The sequence below is a fragment of the Maricaulis sp. CAU 1757 genome, from assembly GCF_054482675.1.
Genome location: NZ_JBTLRI010000001.1, coordinates 878770 through 903424, shown reverse-complemented (window position 1 = coordinate 903424; position 24655 = coordinate 878770). Strand labels below are relative to the sequence as shown.

At 62.9% G+C, this 24655-nt stretch carries 27 protein-coding genes and 3 tRNA genes; 17 read left to right on the top strand and 13 right to left on the bottom strand.

From position 1 onward, the window contains the following. Positions 1 to 16 precede the first annotated feature (16 nt). The 3 genes from ACXYMR_RS04205 to ACXYMR_RS04195 all read right to left on the bottom strand — a co-directional run bounded on the left by ACXYMR_RS04205 (position 17) and on the right by ACXYMR_RS04195 (position 3123). On the bottom strand, positions 17 to 424 hold the full coding sequence (locus tag ACXYMR_RS04205) for a hypothetical protein (protein ID WP_458941500.1): 408 nt from the start codon (positions 422 to 424) through the stop codon (positions 17 to 19). A gap of 932 nt (positions 425 to 1356) precedes the next feature. Beyond that, complete coding sequence (locus ACXYMR_RS04200; RefSeq protein WP_458941499.1) at positions 1357 to 2871, bottom strand: SLC13 family permease; 1515 nt, start codon at positions 2869 to 2871, stop codon at positions 1357 to 1359. A gap of 48 nt (positions 2872 to 2919) precedes the next feature. Further along, positions 2920 to 3123 carry a zinc-finger domain-containing protein gene (locus ACXYMR_RS04195; RefSeq protein ID WP_458941498.1) on the bottom strand — a complete coding sequence of 68 codons (204 nt, stop codon included), beginning with the start codon at positions 3121 to 3123 and terminating at the stop codon, positions 2920 to 2922. Between the two features lie 90 nt (positions 3124 to 3213). On the opposite strand from ACXYMR_RS04195, the gene ACXYMR_RS04190 reads away from it, so the two are divergent. From ACXYMR_RS04190 to ACXYMR_RS04175, 4 genes are all read left to right on the top strand, one after another. Continuing rightward, a complete protein-coding gene (locus ACXYMR_RS04190; protein WP_458941497.1) occupies positions 3214 to 4185 on the top strand; it encodes an ABC transporter ATP-binding protein in 972 nt (323 codons plus the stop codon). A 98-nt stretch (positions 4186 to 4283) separates the two neighbouring features. Continuing rightward, complete coding sequence (locus ACXYMR_RS04185; RefSeq protein WP_458941496.1) at positions 4284 to 4652, top strand: hypothetical protein; 369 nt, start codon at positions 4284 to 4286, stop codon at positions 4650 to 4652. Between the two features lie 41 nt (positions 4653 to 4693). Continuing rightward, positions 4694 to 4770: transfer RNA gene (locus tag ACXYMR_RS04180), tRNA-Arg, on the top strand. Positions 4771 to 4959: 189 nt separating this feature from the next. Next, entirely contained in the window at positions 4960 to 8229 is a 3270-nt protein-coding gene (locus ACXYMR_RS04175; RefSeq protein WP_458941495.1) for a TonB-dependent receptor domain-containing protein, read from the top strand. 15 nt (positions 8230 to 8244) lie between these two features. Here the strand turns inward: ACXYMR_RS04175 and ACXYMR_RS04170 are convergent, their stop codons facing one another. Continuing rightward, the gene (locus ACXYMR_RS04170; protein ID WP_458941494.1) at positions 8245 to 8430 is read right to left on the bottom strand and encodes a hypothetical protein; all 186 of its coding nucleotides are present in this window, start codon (positions 8428 to 8430) and stop codon (positions 8245 to 8247) included. 61 nt (positions 8431 to 8491) lie between these two features. On the opposite strand from ACXYMR_RS04170, the gene ACXYMR_RS04165 reads away from it, so the two are divergent. The 3 genes from ACXYMR_RS04165 to ACXYMR_RS04155 all read left to right on the top strand — a co-directional run bounded on the left by ACXYMR_RS04165 (position 8492) and on the right by ACXYMR_RS04155 (position 11569). Beyond that, the gene (locus ACXYMR_RS04165; protein WP_458941493.1) at positions 8492 to 9400 is read left to right on the top strand and encodes a lipid II:glycine glycyltransferase FemX; all 909 of its coding nucleotides are present in this window, start codon (positions 8492 to 8494) and stop codon (positions 9398 to 9400) included. A 46-nt stretch (positions 9401 to 9446) separates the two neighbouring features. After that, positions 9447 to 10004, top strand: a complete 558-nt coding sequence (locus ACXYMR_RS04160) for a molybdopterin-dependent oxidoreductase (protein ID WP_458941492.1) — start codon at positions 9447 to 9449, stop codon at positions 10002 to 10004. An 89-nt stretch (positions 10005 to 10093) separates the two neighbouring features. Then, positions 10094 to 11569 carry an alanine/glycine:cation symporter family protein gene (locus ACXYMR_RS04155; RefSeq protein WP_458941921.1) on the top strand — a complete coding sequence of 492 codons (1476 nt, stop codon included), beginning with the start codon at positions 10094 to 10096 and terminating at the stop codon, positions 11567 to 11569. Positions 11570 to 11617: 48 nt separating this feature from the next. Here ACXYMR_RS04155 and ACXYMR_RS04150 read toward each other — a convergent pair whose 3' ends face one another. Further along, complete coding sequence (locus ACXYMR_RS04150; RefSeq protein ID WP_458941491.1) at positions 11618 to 11941, bottom strand: VanZ family protein; 324 nt, start codon at positions 11939 to 11941, stop codon at positions 11618 to 11620. A gap of 86 nt (positions 11942 to 12027) precedes the next feature. On the opposite strand from ACXYMR_RS04150, the gene bioB reads away from it, so the two are divergent. Together bioB and ACXYMR_RS04140 are read left to right on the top strand one after the other, a co-directional pair. After that, on the top strand, positions 12028 to 13032 hold the full coding sequence (bioB, locus tag ACXYMR_RS04145; RefSeq protein WP_458941490.1) for a biotin synthase BioB: 1005 nt from the start codon (positions 12028 to 12030) through the stop codon (positions 13030 to 13032). A 10-nt stretch (positions 13033 to 13042) separates the two neighbouring features. Next, complete coding sequence (locus ACXYMR_RS04140; RefSeq protein WP_458941489.1) at positions 13043 to 13318, top strand: 4a-hydroxytetrahydrobiopterin dehydratase; 276 nt, start codon at positions 13043 to 13045, stop codon at positions 13316 to 13318. A 5-nt stretch (positions 13319 to 13323) separates the two neighbouring features. Here the strand turns inward: ACXYMR_RS04140 and ACXYMR_RS04135 are convergent, their stop codons facing one another. Both ACXYMR_RS04135 and ACXYMR_RS04130 read right to left on the bottom strand, forming a co-directional pair. Beyond that, positions 13324 to 13770, bottom strand: a complete 447-nt coding sequence (locus ACXYMR_RS04135) for a flagellar basal body-associated FliL family protein (protein WP_458941488.1) — start codon at positions 13768 to 13770, stop codon at positions 13324 to 13326. Positions 13771 to 13863: 93 nt separating this feature from the next. Continuing rightward, positions 13864 to 13939 (bottom strand) — tRNA-Ala (locus ACXYMR_RS04130). 262 nt (positions 13940 to 14201) lie between these two features. On the opposite strand from ACXYMR_RS04130, the gene ACXYMR_RS04125 reads away from it, so the two are divergent. From ACXYMR_RS04125 to bfr, 5 genes are all read left to right on the top strand, one after another. Next, entirely contained in the window at positions 14202 to 14531 is a 330-nt protein-coding gene (locus ACXYMR_RS04125; RefSeq protein ID WP_458941487.1) for a YggT family protein, read from the top strand. A 61-nt stretch (positions 14532 to 14592) separates the two neighbouring features. Continuing rightward, positions 14593 to 15489, top strand: coding sequence for a bifunctional methylenetetrahydrofolate dehydrogenase/methenyltetrahydrofolate cyclohydrolase FolD (gene folD, locus ACXYMR_RS04120; protein ID WP_458941486.1), 897 nt, complete (start codon positions 14593 to 14595; stop codon positions 15487 to 15489). A 63-nt stretch (positions 15490 to 15552) separates the two neighbouring features. Continuing rightward, on the top strand, positions 15553 to 15966 hold the full coding sequence (locus tag ACXYMR_RS04115; protein WP_458941485.1) for a response regulator: 414 nt from the start codon (positions 15553 to 15555) through the stop codon (positions 15964 to 15966). 6 nt (positions 15967 to 15972) lie between these two features. Then, on the top strand, positions 15973 to 16242 hold the full coding sequence (locus ACXYMR_RS04110) for a (2Fe-2S)-binding protein (RefSeq protein WP_458941484.1): 270 nt from the start codon (positions 15973 to 15975) through the stop codon (positions 16240 to 16242). Positions 16243 to 16324: 82 nt separating this feature from the next. After that, a complete protein-coding gene (gene bfr, locus ACXYMR_RS04105; RefSeq protein WP_458941483.1) occupies positions 16325 to 16807 on the top strand; it encodes a bacterioferritin in 483 nt (160 codons plus the stop codon). Between the two features lie 80 nt (positions 16808 to 16887). Here bfr and ACXYMR_RS04100 read toward each other — a convergent pair. The 6 genes from ACXYMR_RS04100 to hemC all read right to left on the bottom strand — a co-directional run bounded on the left by ACXYMR_RS04100 (position 16888) and on the right by hemC (position 22159). Next, positions 16888 to 16963, bottom strand: a tRNA-Thr gene (locus ACXYMR_RS04100). A 121-nt stretch (positions 16964 to 17084) separates the two neighbouring features. Then, the gene (udk, locus tag ACXYMR_RS04095) at positions 17085 to 17726 is read right to left on the bottom strand and encodes a uridine kinase (RefSeq protein ID WP_458941482.1); all 642 of its coding nucleotides are present in this window, start codon (positions 17724 to 17726) and stop codon (positions 17085 to 17087) included. Then, on the bottom strand, positions 17723 to 19189 hold the full coding sequence (locus ACXYMR_RS04090) for a heme biosynthesis HemY N-terminal domain-containing protein (protein WP_458941481.1): 1467 nt from the start codon (positions 19187 to 19189) through the stop codon (positions 17723 to 17725). The genes udk and ACXYMR_RS04090 overlap by 4 nt, the downstream gene beginning before the upstream one ends. Then, the gene (locus ACXYMR_RS04085; RefSeq protein ID WP_458941480.1) at positions 19186 to 20448 is read right to left on the bottom strand and encodes a COG4223 family protein; all 1263 of its coding nucleotides are present in this window, start codon (positions 20446 to 20448) and stop codon (positions 19186 to 19188) included. The genes ACXYMR_RS04090 and ACXYMR_RS04085 overlap by 4 nt, the downstream gene beginning before the upstream one ends. Before the next feature lie 32 nt (positions 20449 to 20480). Further along, complete coding sequence (locus ACXYMR_RS04080; protein ID WP_458941479.1) at positions 20481 to 21218, bottom strand: uroporphyrinogen-III synthase; 738 nt, start codon at positions 21216 to 21218, stop codon at positions 20481 to 20483. Further along, the gene (gene hemC / locus ACXYMR_RS04075) at positions 21215 to 22159 is read right to left on the bottom strand and encodes a hydroxymethylbilane synthase (RefSeq protein WP_458941478.1); all 945 of its coding nucleotides are present in this window, start codon (positions 22157 to 22159) and stop codon (positions 21215 to 21217) included. The genes ACXYMR_RS04080 and hemC overlap by 4 nt, the downstream gene beginning before the upstream one ends. Before the next feature lie 58 nt (positions 22160 to 22217). Here hemC and tsaD point away from each other — a divergent pair, with 58 nt between their 5' ends. From tsaD to ACXYMR_RS04060, 3 genes are read left to right on the top strand one after another with little or no spacing between them, the layout of a single operon-like run. Continuing rightward, positions 22218 to 23351, top strand: coding sequence for a tRNA (adenosine(37)-N6)-threonylcarbamoyltransferase complex transferase subunit TsaD (tsaD, locus tag ACXYMR_RS04070; RefSeq protein ID WP_458941920.1), 1134 nt, complete (start codon positions 22218 to 22220; stop codon positions 23349 to 23351). Next, positions 23348 to 24349 (top strand): NAD(P)H-dependent glycerol-3-phosphate dehydrogenase, encoded by a 1002-nt coding sequence (locus ACXYMR_RS04065; protein WP_458941477.1) that lies wholly within the window; start codon positions 23348 to 23350, stop codon positions 24347 to 24349. Before tsaD ends, ACXYMR_RS04065 begins: the two co-directional genes overlap by 4 nt. Continuing rightward, a complete protein-coding gene (locus ACXYMR_RS04060) occupies positions 24349 to 24645 on the top strand; it encodes a YciI family protein (RefSeq protein WP_458941476.1) in 297 nt (98 codons plus the stop codon). The genes ACXYMR_RS04065 and ACXYMR_RS04060 overlap by 1 nt, the downstream gene beginning before the upstream one ends. Positions 24646 to 24655: the final 10 nt, after the last annotated feature.

Below are 24655 nucleotides of genomic sequence, written 5' to 3'. Positions count from 1 at the left end.
GCGCCGGTGTGGCGGGTCAGGCCTGGAGGGAGGGGCCGTGGGCAGCCCATGCCAGGGCCAGCCCGGCCGCGATGCTGAGAGGGGCCGCAAGGCGCATGCTCCATGCCGGAAGCCGCCGGGCCCACCACACCGCATAGGCGTGATGCCAGCGCCGCGGTGCCAACGCGATGAGGGCCGAACTGGCAACGATGAAAAGCCCGGCCCAGAAGAAGACGGCCGGATGGCGCGACCCCGCCGCCGCCCCGACCAGCGCTAGTCCGGCCATGCCGCGCAAGGCATGCTCGCCGAAATGGATGAGCCGCGTCGAGCCCATGGAGGCCAGCCCCCGAAGGGCCACCTCCGGGCGCGCGGCGCACAGCAGCCCGACGCCGACGAGCCACAGCGAAGCCAGGTAGACCAGGCCAAGGGACAGGGCTGACACCATCCGCACACCATAATGCGTGTTCCCCGGAAAGTCCCCCCGCAAGCGGAGGCGCGGACCCGGCCGCCCACCATGACTTCCCCCACTCCGTTTCCCCCGGCGGATGCCGGGGCCTCGAATCCCGTCCGCACCCGCCATGACAGACGCCCCGCGCGCGTCCCCCCACCGTCATTCCCCGGGTTGACCGGGGGACCTCACCCAACCGGCCGGCCGGATAGCGCAGGTGGCCCGGTCGAGCCGGACCATGACGGTTTGAGGGTTTGTGGCAAGGACCTCGCCCCATGCCCTATCTCCCCTGCGAAGCGGGGGAGCGGAGGACGTGCGCCGGAGGGGCTCAGTCACACCTCCTCCCGGGGAGGAGGTGCCCCGGACCCGGTCCGGGGCGGAGGCGGGGGATTTCGTTGCCCTCTCCGGAGAGGCCACGCCACAGCACAACCCTCTCCGGACAGACCCCGCCATTCCCCCTCTCCCTCGATCCCTCTCCCCCGGGAGAGGGAGGCTCACGCGGTCACAAAATTTTTTCTCCGCACTCTCAGCGACCGTCCGTGGCGGTTTCCTCAATGAAATCAGCGGGCGGTCCTTTTTTTCGCCCCGTTCTATCCCCACCCCCGCTCACCCGTGAGACACTTGCCCCGTCCTTGCACCAGCTCGAGGCCCGGCCTAGACAACCGGGGGGCGGGGAGAGCGGAGCTTGTCCGGGTCGGTCGGTCATGTCGGCCGGCGACCCCGGCGGGGCTGCGGGCGGCGAGGAGCGGCACTATTGGAGGACCGTTCCAGACCAGCCCGCCTTGCCAACTCGGGTCCATCGAGGCCCGGTCAAACCTCCGCGTGCGGGACGGTGTCGACGTCCAGTTCTTAATTCGCAGGACGCCTGCACCGTCCCGCATCCTCATCATACCGCCAGGCGGAGGTGCCGTGGCGCTATTGGTCGTGTCTCAGAGGGAAAAGCCCAGCGCCGACGCGAGTGCACCCAGGCCGGCGATGACAGCGATGGCCAGGAAGTTGAGCCGCACGCCGGCCTTGATCATCTGGGCCTGGGTGACGGCACCGGAGGCATAGACGATGGCATTGGGAGCGGTGGCGACCGGCAGCATGAAGGCGGTCGAGGCGGCCACGGCGACCGGCACCACGAGCTGCTCCGGAGGCACCCCGGCTTCCAGCGCAATCACGCCGAGCACGGGCAGGAAGGCGGTGGTGGTGGCGACATTGGAGGTCAGCTCGGTCAGGAAGACCACGAAGCCGACCAGGGCCAGCAGCAATAGCGGGGTTGGCCAGCCGGCGAGGAATTGCATCTGCCCGCCCAGCCAGTCGGCCAGTCCCGTCGCCGACAGCGCCGCCGCCAGCGACAGCCCGCCCCCGAACAGGATCACCACATTCCACGGCAGCCGGGCCAGGTCCTCCCAGCGCATCAGCGCCTGGCGCTCGGCGGAGTCCCCGCCTGCGGGGACCAGGAAGGTCGCAAGCGCGCCAGCGACGGCGATCTGGGTATTGCCCAGCTGTAGCGTGACGGGCAGGTCCAGCGCGCCGCCGATCCATGCCAGCAGCGGGTTCCAGCCCCATTCGGTGCCCGGTTGGCCGATCAGCTCGCCCGGCAGGATGCGTCCCATCCACAACAGGGCGACGGTGCCGAACAGCGCTGCGACCCGCTTTTCCGGCGTCGTCATGCGGCCGAGGGCGGCCAGCTCGTCGATCACCAATTGCCGCGCCGCATCGCTTTCCGCCTTGGCGTCGAGCCGGAAGGCGAGACGGGTCAGCACGAACCAGGCTGCCGGGATCATCAGCAGCACGACCGGCAGGCCGAACATCATCCAGCTGGCAAAGTCGACGGAGAGACCGAACTGGTTGTCCAGATAGCCGATGCCGATGAGATTGGTCGGGGTGCCGACCGGGGTGGCCATGCCGCCGATGGAGGCCGCATAGGCGACGCCCAGCGCCAGTGCCGGGGCGAAGTATTTCGAGCTCACGCCCTCGCGCTCGACTTCCTCGGCCACCTTGAGCGCGATCGGGATCATCATCAGCGTGGTTGCGGTGTTGGAAATCCACATCGACAGCAGGGCGGAGGCCAGCATGAAGCCGAGCACCAGTCCGGCCGGCTTGCCGCCGAAGCGCAGCACTACATTGAGGGCGATGCGGCTGTGCAGGTTCCAGCGCTCGATCGACAGGGCGACGATGAAGCCGCCGAGCAGCAGCATGACGATGGGGCTGGCATAGGGCGCCGTGGCCGCCCCGGTCGAGGTGATCCCCAGGAAGGGGAAGAGCGCGATCGGGATGAGCGCCGTGGCGGCGATCGGGATGGCTTCGCTGGCCCACCAGCTGGCCATCAGCAGGGTCAGCGAGGCCAGCAGCCAGGCTTCGCGCGACAGGCCGTCCGGGACCGGCAGCAGCTGCAGGCCGGCAGCCAGGACGAGTCCGGTGACAAGACCGATGCGTTGGATACTTGCCTGTCGCAAAGATGCCTCCCCAGCCATCCCGGCGCGCCCGTCGGGCCGTGCGCCTGTCTAGGTCGGGGTGTGCGGGTCTTCCGGCGAGCCCTTGCGCACGAAGCGGCGGTCGCAATAGCCGCACTCGACGAAATCATCCTCGCCCATCTCCAGGTAGACCTTGGGATGGCCGAGTGCACCGCCACCGCCGTCACAGGCGGCGCGGTGGCCTTCGATGACGATGATTTCGGGCGGCGGAAGCGGAGTGCCGGTTACGGCCATGGATCAACCCTCATGGACACAGGACAAGACGATGCCTAGGTATGCGTCTAGTTATTGCGCTTGACCCATCCCCGTCAATTCCGAGGCGACATGTCTGACACGTCCACCCTGCCCGAATTCGCCCTCGAGGCCGCCGATCTGCGCAAGACCTATGCCGGCTCGAAGGGCTCGCCGCCGAAGGAGGCGCTGAAGGGCGTCGACCTGAAAGTCCGCCGCGGCTCGATCTTCGGCCTGCTCGGTCCCAACGGCGCCGGCAAGTCGACTTTCATCAATACCTTCGCCGGCCTGGTCAACAAGACCTCGGGCACGGCGAAGACCTGGGGCATCGATATCGACCGCGACAGCCGGGCCGCCCGCGCGGCCATCGGCGTCGTGCCGCAGGAAATCAACATGGACGTGTTCTTCACGCCCTACGAGACGCTGGAATTGATGGCCGGTTTCTACGGCGTGCCCAAGGCGGAACGCCGCACCGACGAGCTGCTCGAGGCGGTCGGCCTGTCCGACAAGCGCAATGCCTATGTGCGGCAATTGTCCGGCGGCATGAAGCGCCGCCTGCTGGTGGCCAAGGCGATGGTCCACTCGCCGCCCGTCCTGGTGCTCGACGAGCCGACCGCCGGCGTCGACATCGAACTGCGCCGCCAGCTCTGGAAATATGTCCGCGAGCTGCACGCCAACGGCACCACCATCGTGCTGACCACGCACTATCTCGAAGAGGCCCAGGAGCTCTGCGACGAGATTGCCATCATCGACCAGGGCCGGGTGATCGCCTGCGAGCCGAAGGACACCCTGCTCAAGCGGATGAACCGCAAGACTCTGGTCATCGAGCCGACCGCGCCGCTGAGCGCCGTGCCTGACACCTTCGGTGGTCTCGACAGCGAGCTGCGCGAGGACGGCTCGCTCGCCATTTCCTACAAGTTCGGCGAACAGTCCGTGGCCGACCTGATCGAGCGCTTCCACGCCACCGGCGCGCGCATCGAGGACCTGCGCACCGAGGAGGCCGATCTGGAGGACGTTTTCCTCGCCCTGACCTATCACCGCGACGGCCCGCGCGACCCGTCCTGACGGTCGGGGGAGCCGACGGCGCAGCGTCCCGCTCCGCCCGTCATGTTTCCGGCATGATTGCCGTACAGGCTGGGGGTGAAACAGTCAGGGAGGACATCATGCTCCGCTTGGGCCTGCGCAATCTCTTCGCCATCGCCGTGGTGGTGCCGCCCTTTGTTTTCCTGGCCTGGCTGTTCGGTATCTATTTCCAGCCCCAGGGCAGCGCCGGCATGACCCTGGCCTGGGTGATGATCGGGCTTTCTGCCCTGGCCGCGCTCTGGGTCCATGCCTGGCTCGCCGGCCCGCCCCGCAAGGTCCGCTTCCGCGATCGCGGGGTCGACGGTGGCGGGCAGGGCGCCAGCCTCGGCCTGCTCGGCGCCGCCGAATACCAGCGCCGCCGCCGCGACGACACCGACGGCGAGGATCCGACCCGGAGGCGGGACGATGACGCGGCCGACGAGGAACTGGATGAAGGCGGTTTCGCATGATTGCGCAGCCCGCCGCCATGGGCTAAGGGTTCGCCTCTCGCGCACCCATAGCTCAGCTGGATAGAGCGCTGCCCTCCGAAGGCAGAGGTCTCAGGTTCGAATCCTGATGGGTGCGCCACTCCCCTTCCGCCCCACGTTTCCTGCTCCCCGACGACCGGTCGCCCCACCCTCGCGGGCGCCGCGCCGCTGTGTCCGTCTCGCAACCGTGTAGCTGGATAAAACCGGTTTCCGGAGGCAACCGTCTTGGTGTTTCCAAAAAGCCGTCATATGCTCTTTGTTACAGTTCATTCAGGGTGAGGGGAATTTGATGTCCAGGTCTATTCTGTCCAATAGCGTCAGCGCCATGGCGCTGGCCGTGTCTGCTTTCTGCTTGGCGCCGACAGCGTTGGCTCAAACGACGAGCGAAGCCGACACTGAAGACACCATTGTTGTCACCGGCTCGCGCATCCAGCGTGACAGCAATCTCACTGCTCCGATCCCCGTCCAGGCCGTGTCGGACGATGACGTGACATTGTCGGGTGACGTCAACATCGTTGATGTTGTCAATGACCTGCCAGCCCTGATCGGGTCGAACTCCACGGCCGACAATTCCGGTGCCCAGGGCACGCTGGGCGCAGCCACCCTCAACCTGCGCAATCTCGGCACCGACCGCACCCTGGTCCTGGTCGATGGTCGTCGCCATGTGGCGGGCCAGGCCGGCACGGCTGCCGTGGACGTCAACACCATCCCGGCTGCCCTCGTCCAGCGCGTCGAGGTCTCAACCGGCGGCGCATCGGCGGTTTATGGCGCCGATGCTGTCAGCGGTGTCGTCAATTTCATCATGAAGGATGATTTCGAGGGCGTGGATGTGCGCACCCAGTACAACATGTCGGACGAGGGCGATGCGGCGCGAGGCCTCGTCTCGGTAACGCTGGGGCGCAATTTCGACAACGATCGGGGCAATGCCACGGTCAACTTCACCTACGAGAACTCAGACAATCTGCGCCAGGGCGACCGCAGCCACACGCGGGGTGATCGCGTCGCCAGTGACTGGCCCAACCCGCTGCGCTTCGTGCAGGCGGCCGACATTGCACAGTATGGGGTCGACCGCCTGTTGCTCGGCGAGGAGATTTCGGCGTTCTGCGGCGCCGGGGACACCACGCTGGGATCGGCCCGGGATCCGCTGTGCAGTCGTATCAATGGCATCCCTTCGCGCTCGATCCAGGAGTTCCCGCGCTTCAACCTGTCCAGCTATGGCTCGCTGATCGGCATCGACTTTTTCGGCGCCGAATTCCTTGCCTACTACCCCGCCGGCCCCGGCCTGACCGGCTTGAATCTCGGCGCGGATGGCCTCGCTTTCGATCTCAACAATAACGGTGTCGAGGATTGCCTCGAAACGGTCAATGGCACCCAGCTCCAGCGCTTTGGCGGCTTCGCCGGCTGTCACGTGACGCGGGCTCCGGGCGGACCGGCAGATGTTTTCGCTGACGGCTTGCTCGGCGGGACCCAGAACGCGTTCGGCGGCGACGGCACCAATGGCGGTCGAGATCTGATCGACATCATTCCGCGCGACGAGCGCATGACGGTGAATATCGGCTTGGGCTATGACCTCACGCCGCAGCACCGCTTTTTCATCGAAGCAAAGATCTCGCAGTCGGAAACCGTCAATGACGGGACATCCGGGGTGCAGGCCTTCTACGACTCCCACGTCATCGAATGGGACAATCCTTACATCCCGGACAATCTGCGCCAGGCGATCACCACTTTCGTCAATGACAATCCCGGCGTGTTCAATCTGGATGATGTGAACATCCTGATCGGTCGGGACCCGACAGACCTTGGACCCGCCATCATCACCTCCGATCGGACAACGGCCCGTTTCGTCACCGGGTTTGAGGGTGAGATTGGGGATACGGGGCTGATCTATGAGGTGTCAGCCAATTACGGCGAGACCATCGCCAACACGACTTCGACCGGCCAGATACTGCAGGACCGCTATTACGCCGCCGCTGATGCGGTGGTGAATCCGGCGAATGGCGAGATCGTCTGCCGTTCGGAAATCGACCCCAATACGCCGCCCATCGGGTCCTTCCTGAGCAGTGCCGGGTATTGGAACGGTTACAACACCTTCACGCCGGCGCGCGGCCTGTGCGCCCCGATGAATCTGTTCGGCGTCGGGGCTCCGAGCCAAGAAGCCATCGATTTCGTGACCACGACGACCTTCCGCTCCCGCGAGATCAAGCAGCTCGTCCTGACCGGTTTCGTAGCCGGCGATACCGAGGACTGGTTCACCCTCCCGGCCGGCCCGATCGATTATGTCGTCGGCACCGAATACCGTGAGGAGATCAGCGAGTTCACGCCGGATCCGCTGGAAACCGGGACCTCGTCCCTGATCTTCCCGGTCAATGCGCCGGTGGCGCCGGTCAATGGCCGGTTCGACGTCCGCGAAATATTCGGCGAAGTCTCGGTCCCGCTGCTGATGGACCAGCCCTTTGCCGAGGAACTCGTTGTCGATGGTGCCTTCCGCCTGTCGCAGTACTCCAACTCGGGCAGCAATGAGAGCTGGAACCTGCGGGCCACGTGGGCGCCGGTCAGTGATCTGCGCTTCCGCGGTGCGGTTTCCCAGACGGTGCGGGCGCCGAACATCTTCGAGTTGTTCTCGCCCCTTACCTCGACCACGTCGCGCCCGATCGATCCGTGCGATGCCGGGGCGATCAATAATGGCAGCGCCAACCGTGCCGCCAACTGTGCTGCGGACGGCATTCCGGTCGGGTTTACCGATCCGCTGACCGCCCGGGTTGCCGGTTTCACCGGAGGCAACCCCGATCTGGAGCCGGAGACGGCGGATACGATCACGCTGGGCTTCGTCTTCCAGCCGTCCTTCCTGGAAGGCCTGACCGTGACGCTCGATTACTATGACATCGAGATCAATGACGCGATCGACTCCGTCGGTTTCCAGGAAATCCTGGAAGCCTGCTATGACGCCTCGAGCTTCCCGAACCTGTTCTGCGATCAGTTCGAGCGTGACCGTACGCCGGGGTCGCCGACCTTCCTGGGTCTCGCGAGCTTCACCACCAGCGAGCTCAACTTCGCCAAGGTCGCCGCGTCCGGCTGGGACTATCAGGTTTCCTACATGTTCGAGTTCGGGGATATCGCGGATGGTCTAGACCGCTGGGGTGCCATGTCCCTCAGCGTCCTGGGCAATCATGTCGACTCACTGTCACGCTTTGAGGACCCGACCGACGCGTCGATCGAGAACGATCTCCTCTACGAAGCCGGCCAGCCGGCCGATGTGGCCAATTTCAACGCGCGCTGGATGATCGGTGACCTGACCGTCAACTGGCAGACCACCTATTATGGCGAGATGCTCGAAATCACGCCGCGCCTCGAGATCGAGACCGCCGATGATTTCGAGAATGCCTGGAGTGACTCCAAGATCCGCCACGACCTGTCGGCGCTGTATGAGTTCAGCGACAATGTGCAGATCTATGGCGGCATCAACAACCTGTTCGAGGAGCAGCCCCTGGCGAGTACCGTGGCCTATCCGGTCGGTGTGGTCGGACGGGAGTTCTTCATCGGCCTGAACGTGCGCCGCTAGACCCTGGGCCCGCAATTAGCGGGCCAGGCACCACACGCCGGTGCACACGCCGAACAGGACCTGCATGGCCAGGTCCAGAAGGCCGGTAATGATGAGGAGCGGGGCTGCGATATAGAGCAGCCCCAATCCCAGCGCGCCCAGTGTCGGGCGCGGCGGAGCGATCCGGCGACCCATGACGGTGGACGTTTTCCTGGGAAGCATGTCAGATCTCCGGAGGCAAAGCTGCCTCCTCGATAAACGCGAATGATCGACATTTCCAGCCATGCACCTCGAAACCGCAATAGATCGCGCCACCTGGGACGCTGCCCTGCAGGACCGGGTCGCAAGCCTGCAGCAGGACTGGGCCTATGGGCAGGCCATAGCGGGGCTGGGGGCCGGGGTAAGTCGTGTCGGCATCTACATCAACAATCAGCTCGTGGGCCTTGCCCAGTTTACCCATCGCAGGATGGTCGGCCTGGTTTCTGTAGCGGTCTGCACGCGCGGGCCGGTCTGGTTGGGTGACATCGACAGGAAGCGGAAAGCCGAGATCCATGCCGCTCTCAAGCGCGAGTTGGGTCTGGCACGGCCGCGCGCCATTCTGGTGTCTCCCGATGAAGAGGATGCCCATGGTGTTGAGCGGTTGACGCGCGTCATGACCGGGTACTCCACTGTCCTGATCGACCTGCAGCAGGAGGAAGACGAGCTGCGTCGACGCCTTGATGGCAAGTGGCGGAACCAGCTGGCCTCCGCAGAGCGCTCTTCGCTCAGCGTACAGCGCAATGGCAGCAAGCCGGCCCAGTATCGCTGGCTGCTCCAGACCGAGGACGGGCAGCGAGTATCAAAAGGATACCAGGCCACGCCGACCGAACTGATTCCGGCCTTTGTCGAAGCCAAGAACGAGCGCGACAGCCTGTTGATCCTGCGCGCCGACGAAGGCCGGGAGAAAGTCGCGGCCATGCTGTTCCTGGTGCACGGGGCCGCCGCCACCTACCATCTGGGCTGGAACAGCGCGGCCGGCCGCAAGAGCGGGGCGCATAATCTCCTGCTCTGGCACGCGATGAAGGCGTTGAAAGAGCGTGGCGTCAAAAGCCTGGACCTGGGCGGTGTCAATACGGCGCATGGTGCCGGCATCGCGCGGTTCAAGCTGGCAACCGGCGGCCGTGTCGTGACTTTAGCGGGAACCTACATGTGATCTGGCGACTTACCGTATCGCGGATGCGTTATCCTTGGAGTTGTCCATGCGTTCTCTGATCATGACTGTCCTGCTGCTGATTGGCCTCGTCGCCTGTTCGCGGGAGCCGGACGACGCCATGGTGGCGGAACCGGCAATCCTGACACTGTTCGGTGCAATCGAAGAGGCGAACCGGGGGCCTGTACTGCCCGAAACGGAGCCACTCTTTACTGCCTTGGCCATCGATTTCAGTACCGCCCTGACGCTTGGACGGTCCGACCTGACCGACCTGCCCCAGCATACCGTGATTACCGATTATCCAGCCGATGCCGGGTCACGGGTGTTTGTGGGGCCCCTGATGCGGGACGTTATCGCGCTTGCAGATCCGCAGGCCGATTTCGCGGTCATTACCGGCCTCGACGGGTATAGCCGCAAGATCGGACTGCGCCGGTTCGAGGAATTCGGCGCCATCCTCGCAGTCGAGATGGAGGGCAATGCGTTGCCGATGGGAGGCTTCGGTCCGACCATGCTGGTCTGGCCACGGCGATCCAACCCGGCACTCATCGGCATGCCCGACGACGACTGGGTGTGGGGCGTTCTGACCATCGAGATTGTCGAGCGCTAGGTGCCAGCTGCGGCACAAACGCACAAAAGCCTTTCCATCAAGGGGTCGGCCTCAATAAGCTGCGGCCGGAGAGAAAACTGGGGAATGGCATGAGTGCGAATTCTGGATCTGCCGGGGAAGTGATTTCCAACGGCATCAACATGGTCAACAGCTTCGTATGGGGCCCACCCATGCTGATCCTGTTGCTTGGCACGGGCGTCTACCTCACGGTGGGGCTGCGCTTCATGCCGCTGCGCAAGATCGGGTTTGCTTTTGGCGAGTTGATGGCGGGCCGCAAGCCGGAGGGCGAGGGTGATGTGACGCCGTTCGCCGCGCTGATGACGGCGCTGTCGTCCACCATCGGTACCGGCAATATCGCCGGTGTCGCTGTGGCTATCGCCATTGGCGGACCCGGCGCGCTGTTCTGGATGTGGATGACGGCCCTGGTGGGCATGGCGACGAAATTCTCCGAGGGTGTTCTCGCCGTCAAATACCGCGAGGTCGAGCCGGACGGCCGCCGCGTGGGCGGCCCGATGTACTACATCAAGAACGGTCTCGGCCCGAAGTTCATCTGGCTCGGCGGCATTTTCGCCTTCTTTGGCGTGATGGCCGGCCTCGGTACCGGTAATGCTATCCAGACCATGGAAGTCGTGCGTACCGTCAACGAGACCTACGGTGTCGATTATTACATAACTGGCGGCCTGATCGCCCTGTTGGCCGGTCTGGTGATCCTCGGCGGCATCAAACGTATTGCCAGTGTTGCCGAAAAGGTCATCCCGGCGATGGCTCTTGGCTACATCGCTGTCGGCTTGCTGGTGGTGGCACTCAATTACACCGAGGTGCCGACCGCCTTTGTCCGGATTTTCTCGAACGCGTTCGGTTTCGACGCGGCGGCAGGCGGGTTTACCGGTGCCATGTTGATGCTGGCCATGCAGCGTGGCGTCGCCCGAGGCATTTTCTCGAACGAGGCGGGCCAGGGTTCGGCTCCTATTGCTCACGCCGCGGCGCAGAACAATGACCCGGTCGACCAGGGCATTATCGCAATGCTCGGTACATTCATCGATACGATCATGGTGTGCACGATCACCGGTCTGGCCATTCTGACATCCGGTGTGATCCCGGCCGAGTGTAATGCCTTCCTGATTGCACAGAGTGGCGTTACGCCTGAAGTCTGTGACACCGGCGCGCGAATTACTGCGGCCGCGTTCGCCGATGCGCTGCCGGGCTTTGGCGATCACTTCGTCACCGTTGCCCTGGCCCTGTTTGCGTTCACAACCATTCTCGGCTGGTCCTACTACGGCGAGCGGTGCGCGGAATATCTCCTCGGTAGCAAGGTGATCCTGCCGTTCCGGATCGCCTGGATTGTCGTCATCCTGAGCGTCACCGTGCTTCTCTATGCCGGTGACAACGTCACCGCGCTGATGAACACGGTGTGGCTGACAACGGACACGCTGACCGGCCTGATGGCGGCGCCTAACCTGATAGCCCTGCTCGTGCTGTCGCCAATCATCTTCAAGATGACGCGGGAATATTTCGACAAGCGGGAAGCCGCGGAAAAGGCAGCCGCGGAGAATCCGGCGGAATAGACCGGGCTGTAACGGCCATGTCAAAGGCCCCGCCGAGCGGGGCCTTTTTCATGTTCGCAGTAAGCGGCGGACCAGTGCGCCAGTGAGCAGGCCGAGCCCGATACCCACCAGGTCGGCGGCCACGTCTGCCAGTGAGGCCGTGCGACCGACCTGGGGTGTGGCCTGCAACAGCTCGATACCAATTCCGTAGAGCCCAAGCAGTGGAGCGATGATCCATTCGCGTCGCCTGGGCCAGCCCTGGGACGCCAGTCCGGCGAGCAAAGCGAAGGCCCCGACATGTTCGAGTTTGTCTGATCCGAACAGCCGGGGCGGGGTGTTATATCCAGGCTGCAGCGCCAGATCGGTTATCACCAGAAGAGCGGTCACGAACATGATGCGCCCGGCCCATAGCAGTGCCGTATCTGGACGCGAGGCCCCGGTGTTTCTAGGTTCCGACGACATTCTACGGGACGCACCCAATGACTCTCAGCCTAAACGCCATCGACCAACTGACCCAGCCGCGAACCAACTGGACCCGTGAAGCCGCGGGCGAAGTCTACCGGGCACCCTTTAATGATTTGATGTTTGCAGCACAATCAGTGCACCGGCAGTGTCATCCGGCCAACCAGGTGCAGACCAGCCAGCTTCTGTCGATCAAGACGGGGGGCTGCGCCGAGGATTGCGGTTATTGCAATCAATCGGCCCATTTTGACACCGGCTTGAAAGCATCCAAGCTGATGCCTCTCGACGAGGTTATGGCGGCCGCCGAGAAGGCCAAACAGGGCGGAGCGACCCGTTTCTGCATGGGAGCCGCATGGCGTTCCCTCAAGCCGCGTGACGAGGCCAAGATCTGCGACATGATCTCGGGCGTTAAGTCGCTTGGCATGGAGACCTGCGTCACGCTCGGCATGCTGGAGGACGGACAGGCCCAGAAGCTGCGTGACGCGGGGCTGGATTACTACAACCACAACCTCGACACGGCGCCGGAAGATTATGGTCGCGTGATTTCGACCCGTACCTATCAGGACCGGCTCGATACGCTGGCCCGGGTGCGCGACGCCGGTATCCACGTGTGCACCGGCGGCATTGTCGGCATGGGCGAGGATGAAGCGGCACGGATCGGACTGCTGACGGAACTGGCCTGCATGGACCCTCACCCGGAAAGTGTCCCGATCAATCACCTCGTCGGCGTAGCCAATACGCCGCTGGGCGATAGTCAGCCTCTGGACGGGATCGATTTCGTGCGCACCATCGCCACAGCCCGTATCCTGATGCCGCGCTCCATGGTGCGCCTGTCAGCCGGCCGCGAGGGCATGAGCCGTGAGCTACAGGCGATGTGTTTCCTCGCCGGAGCGAATTCGATCTTCGTAGGCGAGGAGCTGTTAACAACGCCCAATCCGGGCGAGCGCGAGGACTTTGACCTGTTTGAGTGCCTTGGCATCGAGCCGATGGGCATGTCGACACCGGCAGCCCCGGCGGAATAGGGAGAGACCCATGGAGCGCATAGGAGCAGACAAGGCGATCGGGCAGCTGGAGGGTTGGGCGGTTGTCGAAGGCCGCGACGCTATCCAGAAAACATTCCAGTTCGACGATTTCAACGCGGCTTGGGGTTTCATGAGCCGGGTCGCATTGCGCGCGGACCAGCTCGATCATCATCCTGAGTGGTTCAACGTCTACAACAAGGTCGAGGTCACCTTGGCCACCCATGATGCTGATGGCGTGACCGAGCTGGATGTCAAGCTGGCGCGGTTTATGGACGCGATTGCCTGAGCGCGTCAGCTACCGTGAATGATGATCATGCCGATCAATATCTCGGCGCCCGGCTCGCCCAGTGCCATGTCAGTGGCTTCCTGGAGTAGAGCCGCGATTCGGTCGGCGTCCGGAACGTCACCATATTGGTAGTTCACACCGGTATAGACGCTCAGGGCGGAGACGTAGGCATTGCGCAGCCGTGGCATGTAGCGCTGCACCCGGCGGCGCAGCCGAGCGTCGTCAATTTCCAGGCCGGCTTCGATTTGAAGCAGGCCCCGCGCGTGATGATTTGCCTGAACCGTTGCCGTGAGTGGTGGCAAGGGCACATAGGTCGGAGAGGCAGTTAAAGTGCGATGCCGTGTGTCGTTTCCGGAGTGCGCACCATCCTCCGCCGCTGGCGGCGCCGCGAATGACGCGCCGGAGGTAAGGGCCAGCGCAAGTAGCCCGGCGGAGATCATCTTCGAAATCATCGCTTCGATCTAGCGCATGGCGGTAAAGGAAGCGTGTGCAAGTCAGGCCTTGTGCCCGCAATGCGCCCGCCGAATTGGCGTTTGGGTGGGAAATGGTGGAGCCGAGGGGAATCGAACCCCTGACCTCGTCATTGCGAACGACGCGCTCTCCCAACTGAGCTACGGCCCCGAGGCATCCAACGCGAAATCGGGTTTCGCATTTTTCTGCGAGCCGGGTTTTGTCACCGGATGGGTGCCGCGTCAACGGATGTGTCGCAGATCGCTCCGAAACCCTTCTGCCGTTGTGACCAGTCGCCGAAATGCAAGGGAGCACCGACCTGCCGGAAACCGCGCCGGACGGGGCAATCGGCACTGGCAACTGGACCGCGCAGGCTCAGGCGGGCTAGAAGCGGACAGCAACCCATCAAGCGTTTCACAAGGTCCAATCGCCCATGACCCTCCTCCAGGCCCTGCTTTTCTATTTTGTTCTGCCACTCCTAAATATCATCCTGATCCTTGTTTTTGTCGGCGTGATCATGAGCTGGCTGATCAATTTCAATGTGATCAATGCCAATAATCAGTTCGTTTATACGATCTGGCGCATGACGAATGCCGTCACAGAACCCTTGCTGTCACCTATTCGCCGTATACTTCCGCCCCTCGGCGGACTGGATTTCTCGCCAATCGTTCTGCTGCTTATCATCATGTTCGTGAAGGGCTATGTGGTCGGAGGAGTGCTGTGCCCGCTGTTCGGCGATGCGCGTTACTGCATGGCGATTTGAGGCGTTGAGTTCCTGACTTGAAACACGACCCGGCCGGAAGCGGCCGTTGGAGAACAGAGCCATGAATGCCAGACGAATCGACGGCAAGGCAGTCGCCGCGAACATCGATGCCCGGGCGGCGGCCCAGGCGGAGCGCATGGCCGCCGGTTTGGGGCGCATGCCCTGCCTGGCAGTGGTCCTCGTCGGCGACGATCCAGCGAGCCACGTCTATGTCCGCAACAAGGTCAAGAGGACTGAAGCTGCGGGCCTGAGGTCGATCGAGGTCCGGTTGCCGGCAGACGTCGCTGAGGGCGCTGTTATTGGCGCAGTTACCGAGCTTAATGAGGATGAGGATGTCGATGGCATCCTGGTTCAGATGCCGTTGCCCGCGCACATGTCGGCCCACCGCATTATTGATGCGATAGATCCGGACAAGGATGTCGATGGCCTGACCGAAGCCAGTGCGGGCCGGTTGCTTCTGGGTTTGCCGGGATTGCGGCCCTGCACCCCGGCGGGGTGCGTGCTTCTGGCGGAGCAAGAGCTCGGCGATTTGAGTGGCAAGTCTGTTGTCGTGGTTGGACGGTCGATCTTGGTGGGTAAGCCGGCCGCTATGCTGTTCCTCGAGAAAAACGCCACGGTGACTATCGCCCACTCCAGGACAGCTGACCTGCCTGGCCTTCTGAGGGGGGCTGACATCGTAGTGGCCGCCGTTGGACGGCCTGAAATGATCAAGGGGGACTGGATCAAGCCTGGCGCCTTGGTGCTAGACGTCGGAATCAACAAGATTCCTGCCCCCGAGCGGGGTGAGGGGCAGTCGCGGCTGGTGGGTGATGTGGATTATGCCGGGGCAGCGTCGAGGGCGCGCGCGATCACGCCTGTGCCGGGTGGTGTAGGGCCAATGACCATCGCCATGCTGTTGCGCAACACGGTTATAGCGGCGGCGCGACGTGCAGGCCTGTCCTTGCCTGACGATTTCTGACTGAAGCCCGCGCTTGCCATCCTGGTTCCTTGACGCAACCATGAGGGCCTGCGGGAGTATCCGATGAGACAGCCTCTACGCGTTTTGCACATAGAAGACGATTTCGCGGACGCCATGCTGGTCCAGCATGCGGTTTGCGAGGCCGGCGATCTTGATATCGAGTTCGAAGTTGCGCGGACCCTGAAGGATGCCAAGAAGCGCCTGGCAACCCACGAGTTCGATCTGGTGCTTTTGGACCTGCGTCTTCCGGATTCCATGCATCCCCAAGATACGCTTGAAACCGCTCAGACTTGGGTCGGTGACACGCCTGTTCTGATTCTGTCGGGCTCAATGAGTGTGGATGAACACGAGATACCGGACGATATGGATCGTCTGGACAAAAATGAGAGCTTCAAGGCGGAGCCAGGGCAAATGCCCTTGCACATTGCCCACCGCATCCGAGCGGCTGTCGACAAGTCGGATGTCCACAAGATCTAGAATGTCATGAACGCGACCTCTCTGAGGTTGACATTCATTCGCATTCGCGACAGAAGGGGATCACGCTCATGGGATCCTCTGCGAATGTATGTGTGTATCTGTAACGCCCTGAAAGACCGTCAGCTGTCGATGGCCGCAGCCGATCCGGAGGTCCGGACCGCCGCGTGTGTCTTCAAACGCTGTGACGCCCGGCCTAAATGCGGCCGATGCCTTCCGGATGTGGCGGACATGATTGCTGCCCACCGCATGGACCCGATGGCCGCCGCCGCCGAATAGGCTGTCACACCTCGGCCGGATTTGTTTCTGGTCAACGGCGCAGCTCCGCCTAGAATGGGCTCATTCAGCAGGAGAATGAGCCATGAAGGGCGACAGCAAGGTCATCGAGTATCTAAACGAAGCGCTGAAGTCTGAACTGGCTGCCATCAATCAGTACTTCCTCCATGCCCGCATGTTCAAGGACTGGGGGTTGGGACGTTTGGCCAAGGTGGAATACGACGAATCAATTGACGAGATGAAACATGCGGATGCACTGATCGACCGCATCTTGTTCCTGCAAGGCCTGCCCAACGTCCAGGATCTGGCGAAGATCTATATCGGTGAAACGGTCAAGGAGTGCCTTGAGTGCGATCTGCGCATCGAGCGCCGCGCTCATCCGATGTATGTGGAAGCGATTGCGTATTGCGAGACCGCTCAGGATTATGGCTCCCGCGCCCTGCTGACAGAGATACTCAAATCCGAAGAGGAACACATTGACTATCTGGAAACGCAGCTAGATCTGATCGCGAAAATTGGCGAAGAGCGCTACTTGCAGTCCCAGATGACGGTCGCCGAAGATAGCTAAGGTATGATGTGCCCACGACCCCTTGTTACGCGGCAGGCAGACGACAAGGTGTGCTGTAGTTCCCGGGGTCATCGCAGAAATGGTGCCGCTTGCGTGACTCGAACACGCGACCTACGCATTACGAATGCGTTGCTCTACCAGCTGAGCTAAAGCGGCTAACCAATCCACCTGACTCCGCACGGGGTCAGAGGCGGCGGAACCTAGCGATGAAAGGCTGGTCTCGCAAGTCCCGATTCTTTGCCAAACGCATCCGCCACGCACTTGCTACAGGTGGATATCAGTCGGTTTCTGCGGGCCCTTCCAGAATCGGTAGTCGAGACAGGATCGGTCTGACCAGGATCTCGAAGTTCGGCGCCCCCATATTCTCGATAACCAAGTCGGCATTTTGCTTCTGAGGCTCGACGTGAGCCACGTGCATGGGCTGCACGAGGCTATCGAATTGATCGCGAACGAACTGTGGGGTGCGGTCACGTTCGGCGATATCGCGCGCAAGGCGTCGCCGGAAACGGGTTTCCTGGCAGGCGTCGACATAGACGCTCAGATCGAACAGGGCGGCCAGCTCGGGTGTGGCGAGAAGGTGCAGGCCCTCAACTACGATTACCGGGGCTGGCGCGCATTCAATGGAGGTCGCGCAACGGCAGTGAGTGGTGAAATCATACCTTGGGGCATCCACGACCTGACCGCTTTTCAGCTGCGCCAGATGGTGCCTGAGCAGGTCGTGGTCCTTGGCTGCGGGCTCGTCAAAGTTGAACTGCAACGGGTCGAAGCCCGGCAGGTTTCCGGCGTCGACATAGTAGTCGTCTTCCTTGATGACATAGGCATCCAGCGCCGCTAGCTGACGCGCCAGGCTGTGCGCCAGACGCGTCTTGCCTGATGCCGAGCCACCCACAATCGCGATCAGTGAGGAGGAGCGGTTCATTGCGATCTCGCCTCCACATCGTCCTCTTGGACTCCTGGATCGTCCGGCGGGCGAGGTGAAGATACAAAACTGGGAGACTGACCGACCCGCGACGCGGCCGCTGTGGTGGGCCGTGGTGCTTCCAAGAGAGCGGTCTCCGGCACCGCGCCAGCATAATTCTCGAAGCGCTCATAACGCGGATGCGTCAATCGCTGCTCGTCGCCATAAACGTAGACCATGCGTTTCCAGTCACTCGACGTGTATGCGAACAGACGTCCGTCCGGATCGATGTCCGACCAGTCGGCTTCGGTCGGGGCGTGCGATGCGCGCGTCATCCAGCGCTTGGCTTCCTCATCCGCACCCTCCAACCTGGCAAGGCGCGCTGCAAGCGCACATACACGAGACGAGGGCACAGGAGCGGCGACCAGGGGAGCGATCGTGGATCGTGCAGTCGCTGCATCGGCTTGTTCAAGTGCTACCTGTAGCAGGATGAGGCGGCTTTCCCGGTGTTCGGGATTGAGTTCGGCAAAGGCTTTCAGGCGTTCGAGCCGTTTAGCCTTGCTGTCTGACTTGCGCAGGTCGCGATAGGCTTGAGCAAGCGCTGGGTGGGGTTGGGATGACCATGCAGTCTCAAGAACCTCGGCGGCCCGTTTGTGGCGCCGACCCTCGGCAAGAAGGCGCGCAGCCAGTGCGGCAGCGGGCGCGAACCCGTGAGCCAGCTTGTGGGCACTCAAGGCAAGGTCGCGCGCTCGCTCGCCGTCTTCGACCTCGATCGCAAGCGCGGCGGCGGTGAGCACCACGGCGCCGCGGCGCCGAGCCCTGTCCTGCGGAATGTGTCCTCGCTTCTCGCCCTCGCGCAGGGTCGCTGCGGCTTCCGTCCAGCGTGTATCGGCGACTTGCGCATCGAACAGGGCATCGAAGGCCCATCGCGCGTGCCGGGCCTGTTCGAAGGCATCGCGGGCGTGTTCGGCCGTGGTTGCGTGATCACCTCGTTCACGGGCGATCTGCGTAAGGCCTCGACGAGCCACGAGACGGGTGCGTGGATCTTCTAGGAGGGCGTCATAATGCGCCTGCGCGGCATCTAGATTCCCTGCTGCTTCCGAAGCGCGGGCTGCCAGCAGACGTGATAGCGCTGGGCGTTCCAGCAAGGTGTCGGCGCGGGCCGCTTGGCGTACTGCGGTTTCGCCGTCACCTGCGGCCGAGGCGATCAGGGCTTTCTCCAAGGCGTCATAGCCGTGCTCGCGCCTGCGTCTTGCAAGAAAGGCCTTCATCTTGTCTGGAGAAGTCCACAGCAGGTAGATGCCCCACCAGATCACCAGAGTGACGAAGCCAATGACAAGGATGCCTCCAGCAGCGAGCACGAAGGGCATATCCCAGCGCTGCCCGAGAAACTCAAAGGAGGCTTGGCCGGGATTGAGTGCTAGGAAAGCACCTAGTGCCGCAGTGGCAAGAGCAAGCAGGACAGCCAGAACAAGCCTGATCATGACGGGTCAGACTCCTGTTCTGCGAGGGCCCCGGTCAAGGCGGCGCGAATACGGGTCAGGATTTGCTCCAATTCCAGTCGGGCACGCGCATTGACAAGCCACGTCGCGGCCACGTCCTGCGCGGTTGGGGGCAACGCGCCCGCCAGTGTCACCGCTGCAGCCAAATCGCTCTCGGCGAGTTTCTGGTCTACGAGCCGGGCAAGCTCTCCGACAGAAGCGCCTTCGGTCCCGGGCGCAACAGGCCGGGTTTCAATCAAGCCGAAGAAGACTCGCCGGGTTGGTTCGGTGTCCAGGATTTCGGTAAGCGGGAAGCTGTCTCGAAGCTCGGCTCGGGTTGGAACACCATCAGGCGCAAAAACCGCAAGCGCGGCTAGGTCGCGGTTGTCCTGCCAATGCCGCAGCAAGGCGAGTCGTTCGGCTTCAAAGCTCTCGCCTTGCCCGGCGGCTTCGTGCAGCGCCGCAAAGGCGAGGGCCCGCGAGGCAAGATGCAAGCTGCGGTCTTGCCGAATAGCCGGGTCACCAGGAGCCACCTCGTCGCGGCTGGCATCGACCACACGGGCATCCAACACGGCAAGTTGGGCTTCAAGTCGTTCGAGGCGCGCAGTCAACTGGTTCTCAAGTGCCGTGGTGTCCGCCGGTACGACCGGGTCTACTGCCTCAAGCGCAGTGAGGCGTGCATTGATATCGGCCACCCATGCTGGATCCACCGTATTTGCGGTCACTGTGGTCACCGCATCCAGCGCCTGATCAATCAGCTGTGAGTGCCGATTCGATTCCTGTTCGAGGGCGTCGAGCCGTTGCTCGGCCGCTACCATTGTATCGGTTTCGTCGCCAGATGCGGGGCGGGGTAGATCAGCCAACGCGGATTCCGCGGCGGCGAGCCGACGGGAAAGCCGCTCAGTGCGTTCGATCCCGCTCTCGAGAACGCCTACCCGCTCCGTCATGGCCGTCAGCCTGTCTGACATATCCGATAGCGACCGGAGTGAATCTTCGAGAACTTCAACTCGGTTTGCCAGCTCATCACTTGAAGTATCCGGACTCGTTCGTTCGGCTGCGTCCTCGCTCTGCAATGTGAGCGGAACAGCATCGTTACGACTCAGAAAGAATGTCATCGCCGCGGTGGCAAGCAAGGTTATCGCAAGCACGGGTATCCAGATCGCAAGGCCGGCCGCGCGGGGCCGGCCCGATGTGTCTGAAGGCGCGGGCTCGAACTCAGCGTCTACCGGTTCAGCGTCGATACTGGCGTCGTTTTCCGTCATCGGGACCCATGATTCCTAGAGGCTGGGGCACCTTATGACGCGTCGACAGCGGACGCCAGTTCCGAACGGTCTTCCAGCAGGCCAAGGAGCGCGTCCTCATTCGGTGCTTTTGCCGCCAGGAGCCTAGCGAACCCGGCTCCTTCTAGCGGCGCCAGGGCTTTAGGAGAAATACCGTACACGCTCACCGAGCCGAGCCAGTTGTGAAGTCCGAATTTCCTCAGGAGTTCAAGCAAGGTCTTGGCGCCCCGGGCTGAATGAACAAGCACCCGGACCGGAGCCCCAGAAACAATGGCTGCTATGGCTTCTTCGCTTAAAGTGTCGACCGAGACGGCCCCATAGCCGATCGCTTCTCGTACCGTGAAGCCGGCACGGCGTAGGGAGCCAGCGAGGTCGCCGGCAACATGGATGCCCCGCACATGCAAAAGAGCGCCGCGTTCTGTAGTGCGCTTGCGTTTAATGAGCTCGATGAGTGTGTCCACATCGCCATTTGCGGAAAACACCTTCTTGAAACCGATCTGGCGAGCAGCATCGGCTGTGCTGTCGCCCACGGTAAATACGGCGAGGTCGCGTTCGGGCCGTCTGGGCCCCCAGGCCCTGACACCATTGGCGCTGGTAAAAACTAGCGCCTGCACATCCTCGAGCGACGTATCTATTTTGGCTCGGAAGTTGATATCAAGGACAGGGGACATGATGGGGTCGATGCCCCGTTCCCGCAGCGCGCTGGCGGTTTGTTCGGCACCGGGCCAGCCGCGTGTGACGAGGACCGTCATGCCGGGATATAGGCCAAGGAAAGACGGTCCCCGGCTTCCCTGCGGATGGCTTCGCCCAAGTCCCGGCCCAATCGCACCGCCATGTCCATTGTCATTGTATCCATGTCGAATCGAGTCTGATGACGCCAACGAATCTGACCATCAGGAGTCAAAACTTCGGCGGTGAAGTCCATGGATTCGATATTCACATGGGCAGCGATGGGCGTTCGACAGGAGCCGTCCAGCGAGTCCAGGCAGGCTCGCTCGGCGCAGACTGCGGTGTGGGTCCTGGGGTGGTCCAATGGGCTCAGATATCCGGCGGCTTCGTCGTCATCGCAGGCAATGGCCACGCCGACCGCGCCTTGGCCTGCTGCCGGAAGCATTTCGTGCTGATCCAGCGGTGGACTGGCGGCCTCGGGTCGCCCCAGCCGATTGAGACCTGCTCGGGCGAGAAAAGTTGCGTAGATCTCGCCCTCTGCCAGCTTGCCAAGCCGTGTGTCGACATTCCCTCTGAGGGGCACCACTCGCAAGTCAGGTCTGGCGAGAAGGACTTGCGCCTGCCGGCGCAGACTGGCTGTTCCGACCGTTATCCCAGCCGGCAAATCAACCAGCCGCTTCTCACCGCCTCGAGCCAGAAGCATGTCTCGCGGGTCTTCGCGTTCAAGCATCGCGGCCAGTGTCAGCCCGGGCGGTATTACCGTGGGGACGTCTTTCATTGAATGGACCGCGAAACGGGCGCGCCGTTTCAGAATCGCCTCGTCGATCTCCTTGGTGAAAAGGCCTTTTCCACCGGCTTCCAGAAGCGTTCGGTCCTGAATTCGGTCCCCCGTGGAGACCAGGGCAAGAACTGGGAAAGCGGCTTCGGCATCCGCCCCGGCCAGGCCGCACGTCGCACCCAGGCGTCGCTGCACATCGTGAGCTTGGGCCAGTGCGAGCGGGGAGCGCCGCGTGGCGATGGGCATGGGTTGAGACGGCGGCTTCACGTTGCAGGTTTCCAGTGTTGCGGCTAGTGGTCAGGTCATGGACTTAGCGCCCCCCGCCTCCACTACGCAAGCGCCGACGCTGACGGTGCTCGGCCTTGAGTCCAGCTGTGACGAATCAGCCGTGGCGATCCTGCGTCGGAGCGGTGACGGCGCGCCTGAAATTCTGGCCGACTTGGTGCTGGGCCAGGAAGACGCCCATGCCCCTTATGGTGGTGTGGTTCCGGAGATCGCTGCGCGGGCCCACGCCGAAGCGATGGATGGCCTAGTCCGCGCGGCCTTGAGTCGCGCCGGCTTGGCGCTTGAGGATATCGACGCCTTTGCCGCGACAGCCGGCCCTGGCTTGGTCGGCGGTGTCATGGCTGCGCTCATGACTGCCAAGGGGCTAGCCCTCGGGTGCGACAAACCGTTGATAGCGGTCAATCACCTCGAGGGGCATGCGCTTTCGCCTCGTCTCGGCGAGGCAGTGGATTTCCCCTATCTGCTCCTTCTGGTCTCAGGCGGCCACACCCAGCTTCTGATCGCCGAATCGGTCGGGCGATACCACAGGCTGGGTTCGACACTCGACGATGCCGCTGGGGAGGCGTTCGACAAGACAGCCAAGATCATGGGGCTGGGGTTTCCCGGCGGACCGGCACTGGAGCGTTGTGCGAAATCAGGCGATGCGACGCGATTTGATCTTCCGCGCCCGCTTCGCGGGCAGCCTGGCTGCGATTTCTCGTTCGCGGGCCTCAAGACGAAGGCCCGGCAGATATGGCAGGGCCTCCCCTCCCCGAGCGATCAGGACAAAGCCGATCTGGCAGCTTCGGTTCAGGCGGCGATTGCCGCTTCCCTCGCCGACCGAACTGGACGGGCCATGCATCAGTTCGCCGACCGGTTTCCGACAGAGGGTGGGCATCACCGCTTTGTCGTTGCGGGTGGTGTGGCCGCCAACGCGACCGTTCGCGCAGCCTTGGAAGGAATGGCCTCGCAGAACGATTTCGTTCTCAGGGCGCCGCCGATGCGCTGGTGTACTGACAATGCAGCCATGATTGCCCTCGTCGGGTTGGAAAAACTGATGGCCGGGGAGGTGGATGACCTTGATGCGCCGGCTCGGGCGCGCTGGCCATTGGACTCACATTCCGCCAAGCTCGCTCCGGTCATCGGCTCTGGACGAAAAGGACCGAAAGCGTGAGCGAATTTCAGACTATCGGTGTCATTGGGGCGGGGGCTTGGGGTACAGCCTTGGCGCAAACTGCCGCAACAGCTGGCCGTGATGTGTTGCTGTGGGCATTCGAAAACGATGTGGCGGACAGCATTAATCAGCGGCATGTCAACACGGTCTACCTGCCAGAGGTCACTCTTGATCCGGGTGTTGTGGCCGTCACGGGAATGGCGGAGCTGGACGCTTGCGATGCCGTGCTTGCCGTTGCCCCGGCGCAGCATCTCCGACGGGTATTGGAGAGCTTTGCGCCGTTCGCCCGACCGGGCTTACCCATTGTCTTGTGTGCCAAGGGTATTGAGCAGGGCTCTCTGAGCCTGATGACGGATGTGCTATCGGCAACCATTCCGGCGGCGATTCCCGCAGTCCTGTCCGGCCCGAGTTTCGCGATTGATACCGCGAACGGCCTCCCCACTGCGGTCACGCTAGCCTGTCAGGACGAGACTGTGGGGCGTAATCTGGCCGAGGCGCTCGGGACACCGCGTTTCCGGCCCTACCTGGCCACCGATCTGATCGGAGCGGAGATCGGCGGAGCCGTGAAAAACGTACTCGCTATCGCTTGCGGGATATCCGAGGGCAGGGGGCTGGGCAAGTCTGCCCACGCAGCGTTGATTGCCCGGGGCTTTGCTGAAATGACCCGTCTCGCACTAGCCCTTGGGGCGCACAGGGAGACGCTCGCCGGCCTGTGCGGTCTAGGCGACCTGGTTCTGACCTGCTCATCGCCCCAGTCCCGTAATATGTCCTGCGGTCTGGCCCTTGGGCGCGGTGTTTCACTCGATGATATCCTGTCATCTCGCCGGTCGGTCACGGAAGGAGTGGCGAGTGCGCCCGCCGTGCTGGAACTGGCCCGTCGGCATGATGTCGAGATGCCGATATGCGAGGCCGTTGACGCGGTACTGTCTGGTCGCCTCGGAGTGGATGATGCAATCGAGGCGTTGCTTTCACGACCATTCACTCTGGAAGTCCAGTGATGCTTTTCCTGGTTTATGCGCGGGACCGACAATGCGCGCTTCCGGTGCGCATCGCCAATCGCGATGCGCACCTTGCGTGGCTGAAAGAAGCCGGCGCGATGATCAAGGCCGCAGGGCCCTGGATGGACGACCAGGGGCAAATGGCTGGATCACTGCTGATCGTGGAGGCCTCCGAGAGAGCCGCCGTCGAGACCTGGCTGAGAACCGATCCGTACAACCGCGCCGGACTTTTCGAGCGGGTCGAGGTGTCGCCCTACAAATGGGTCGTCAATCCACCTGACGAGGTGATCTTGTGACAAACTCGGA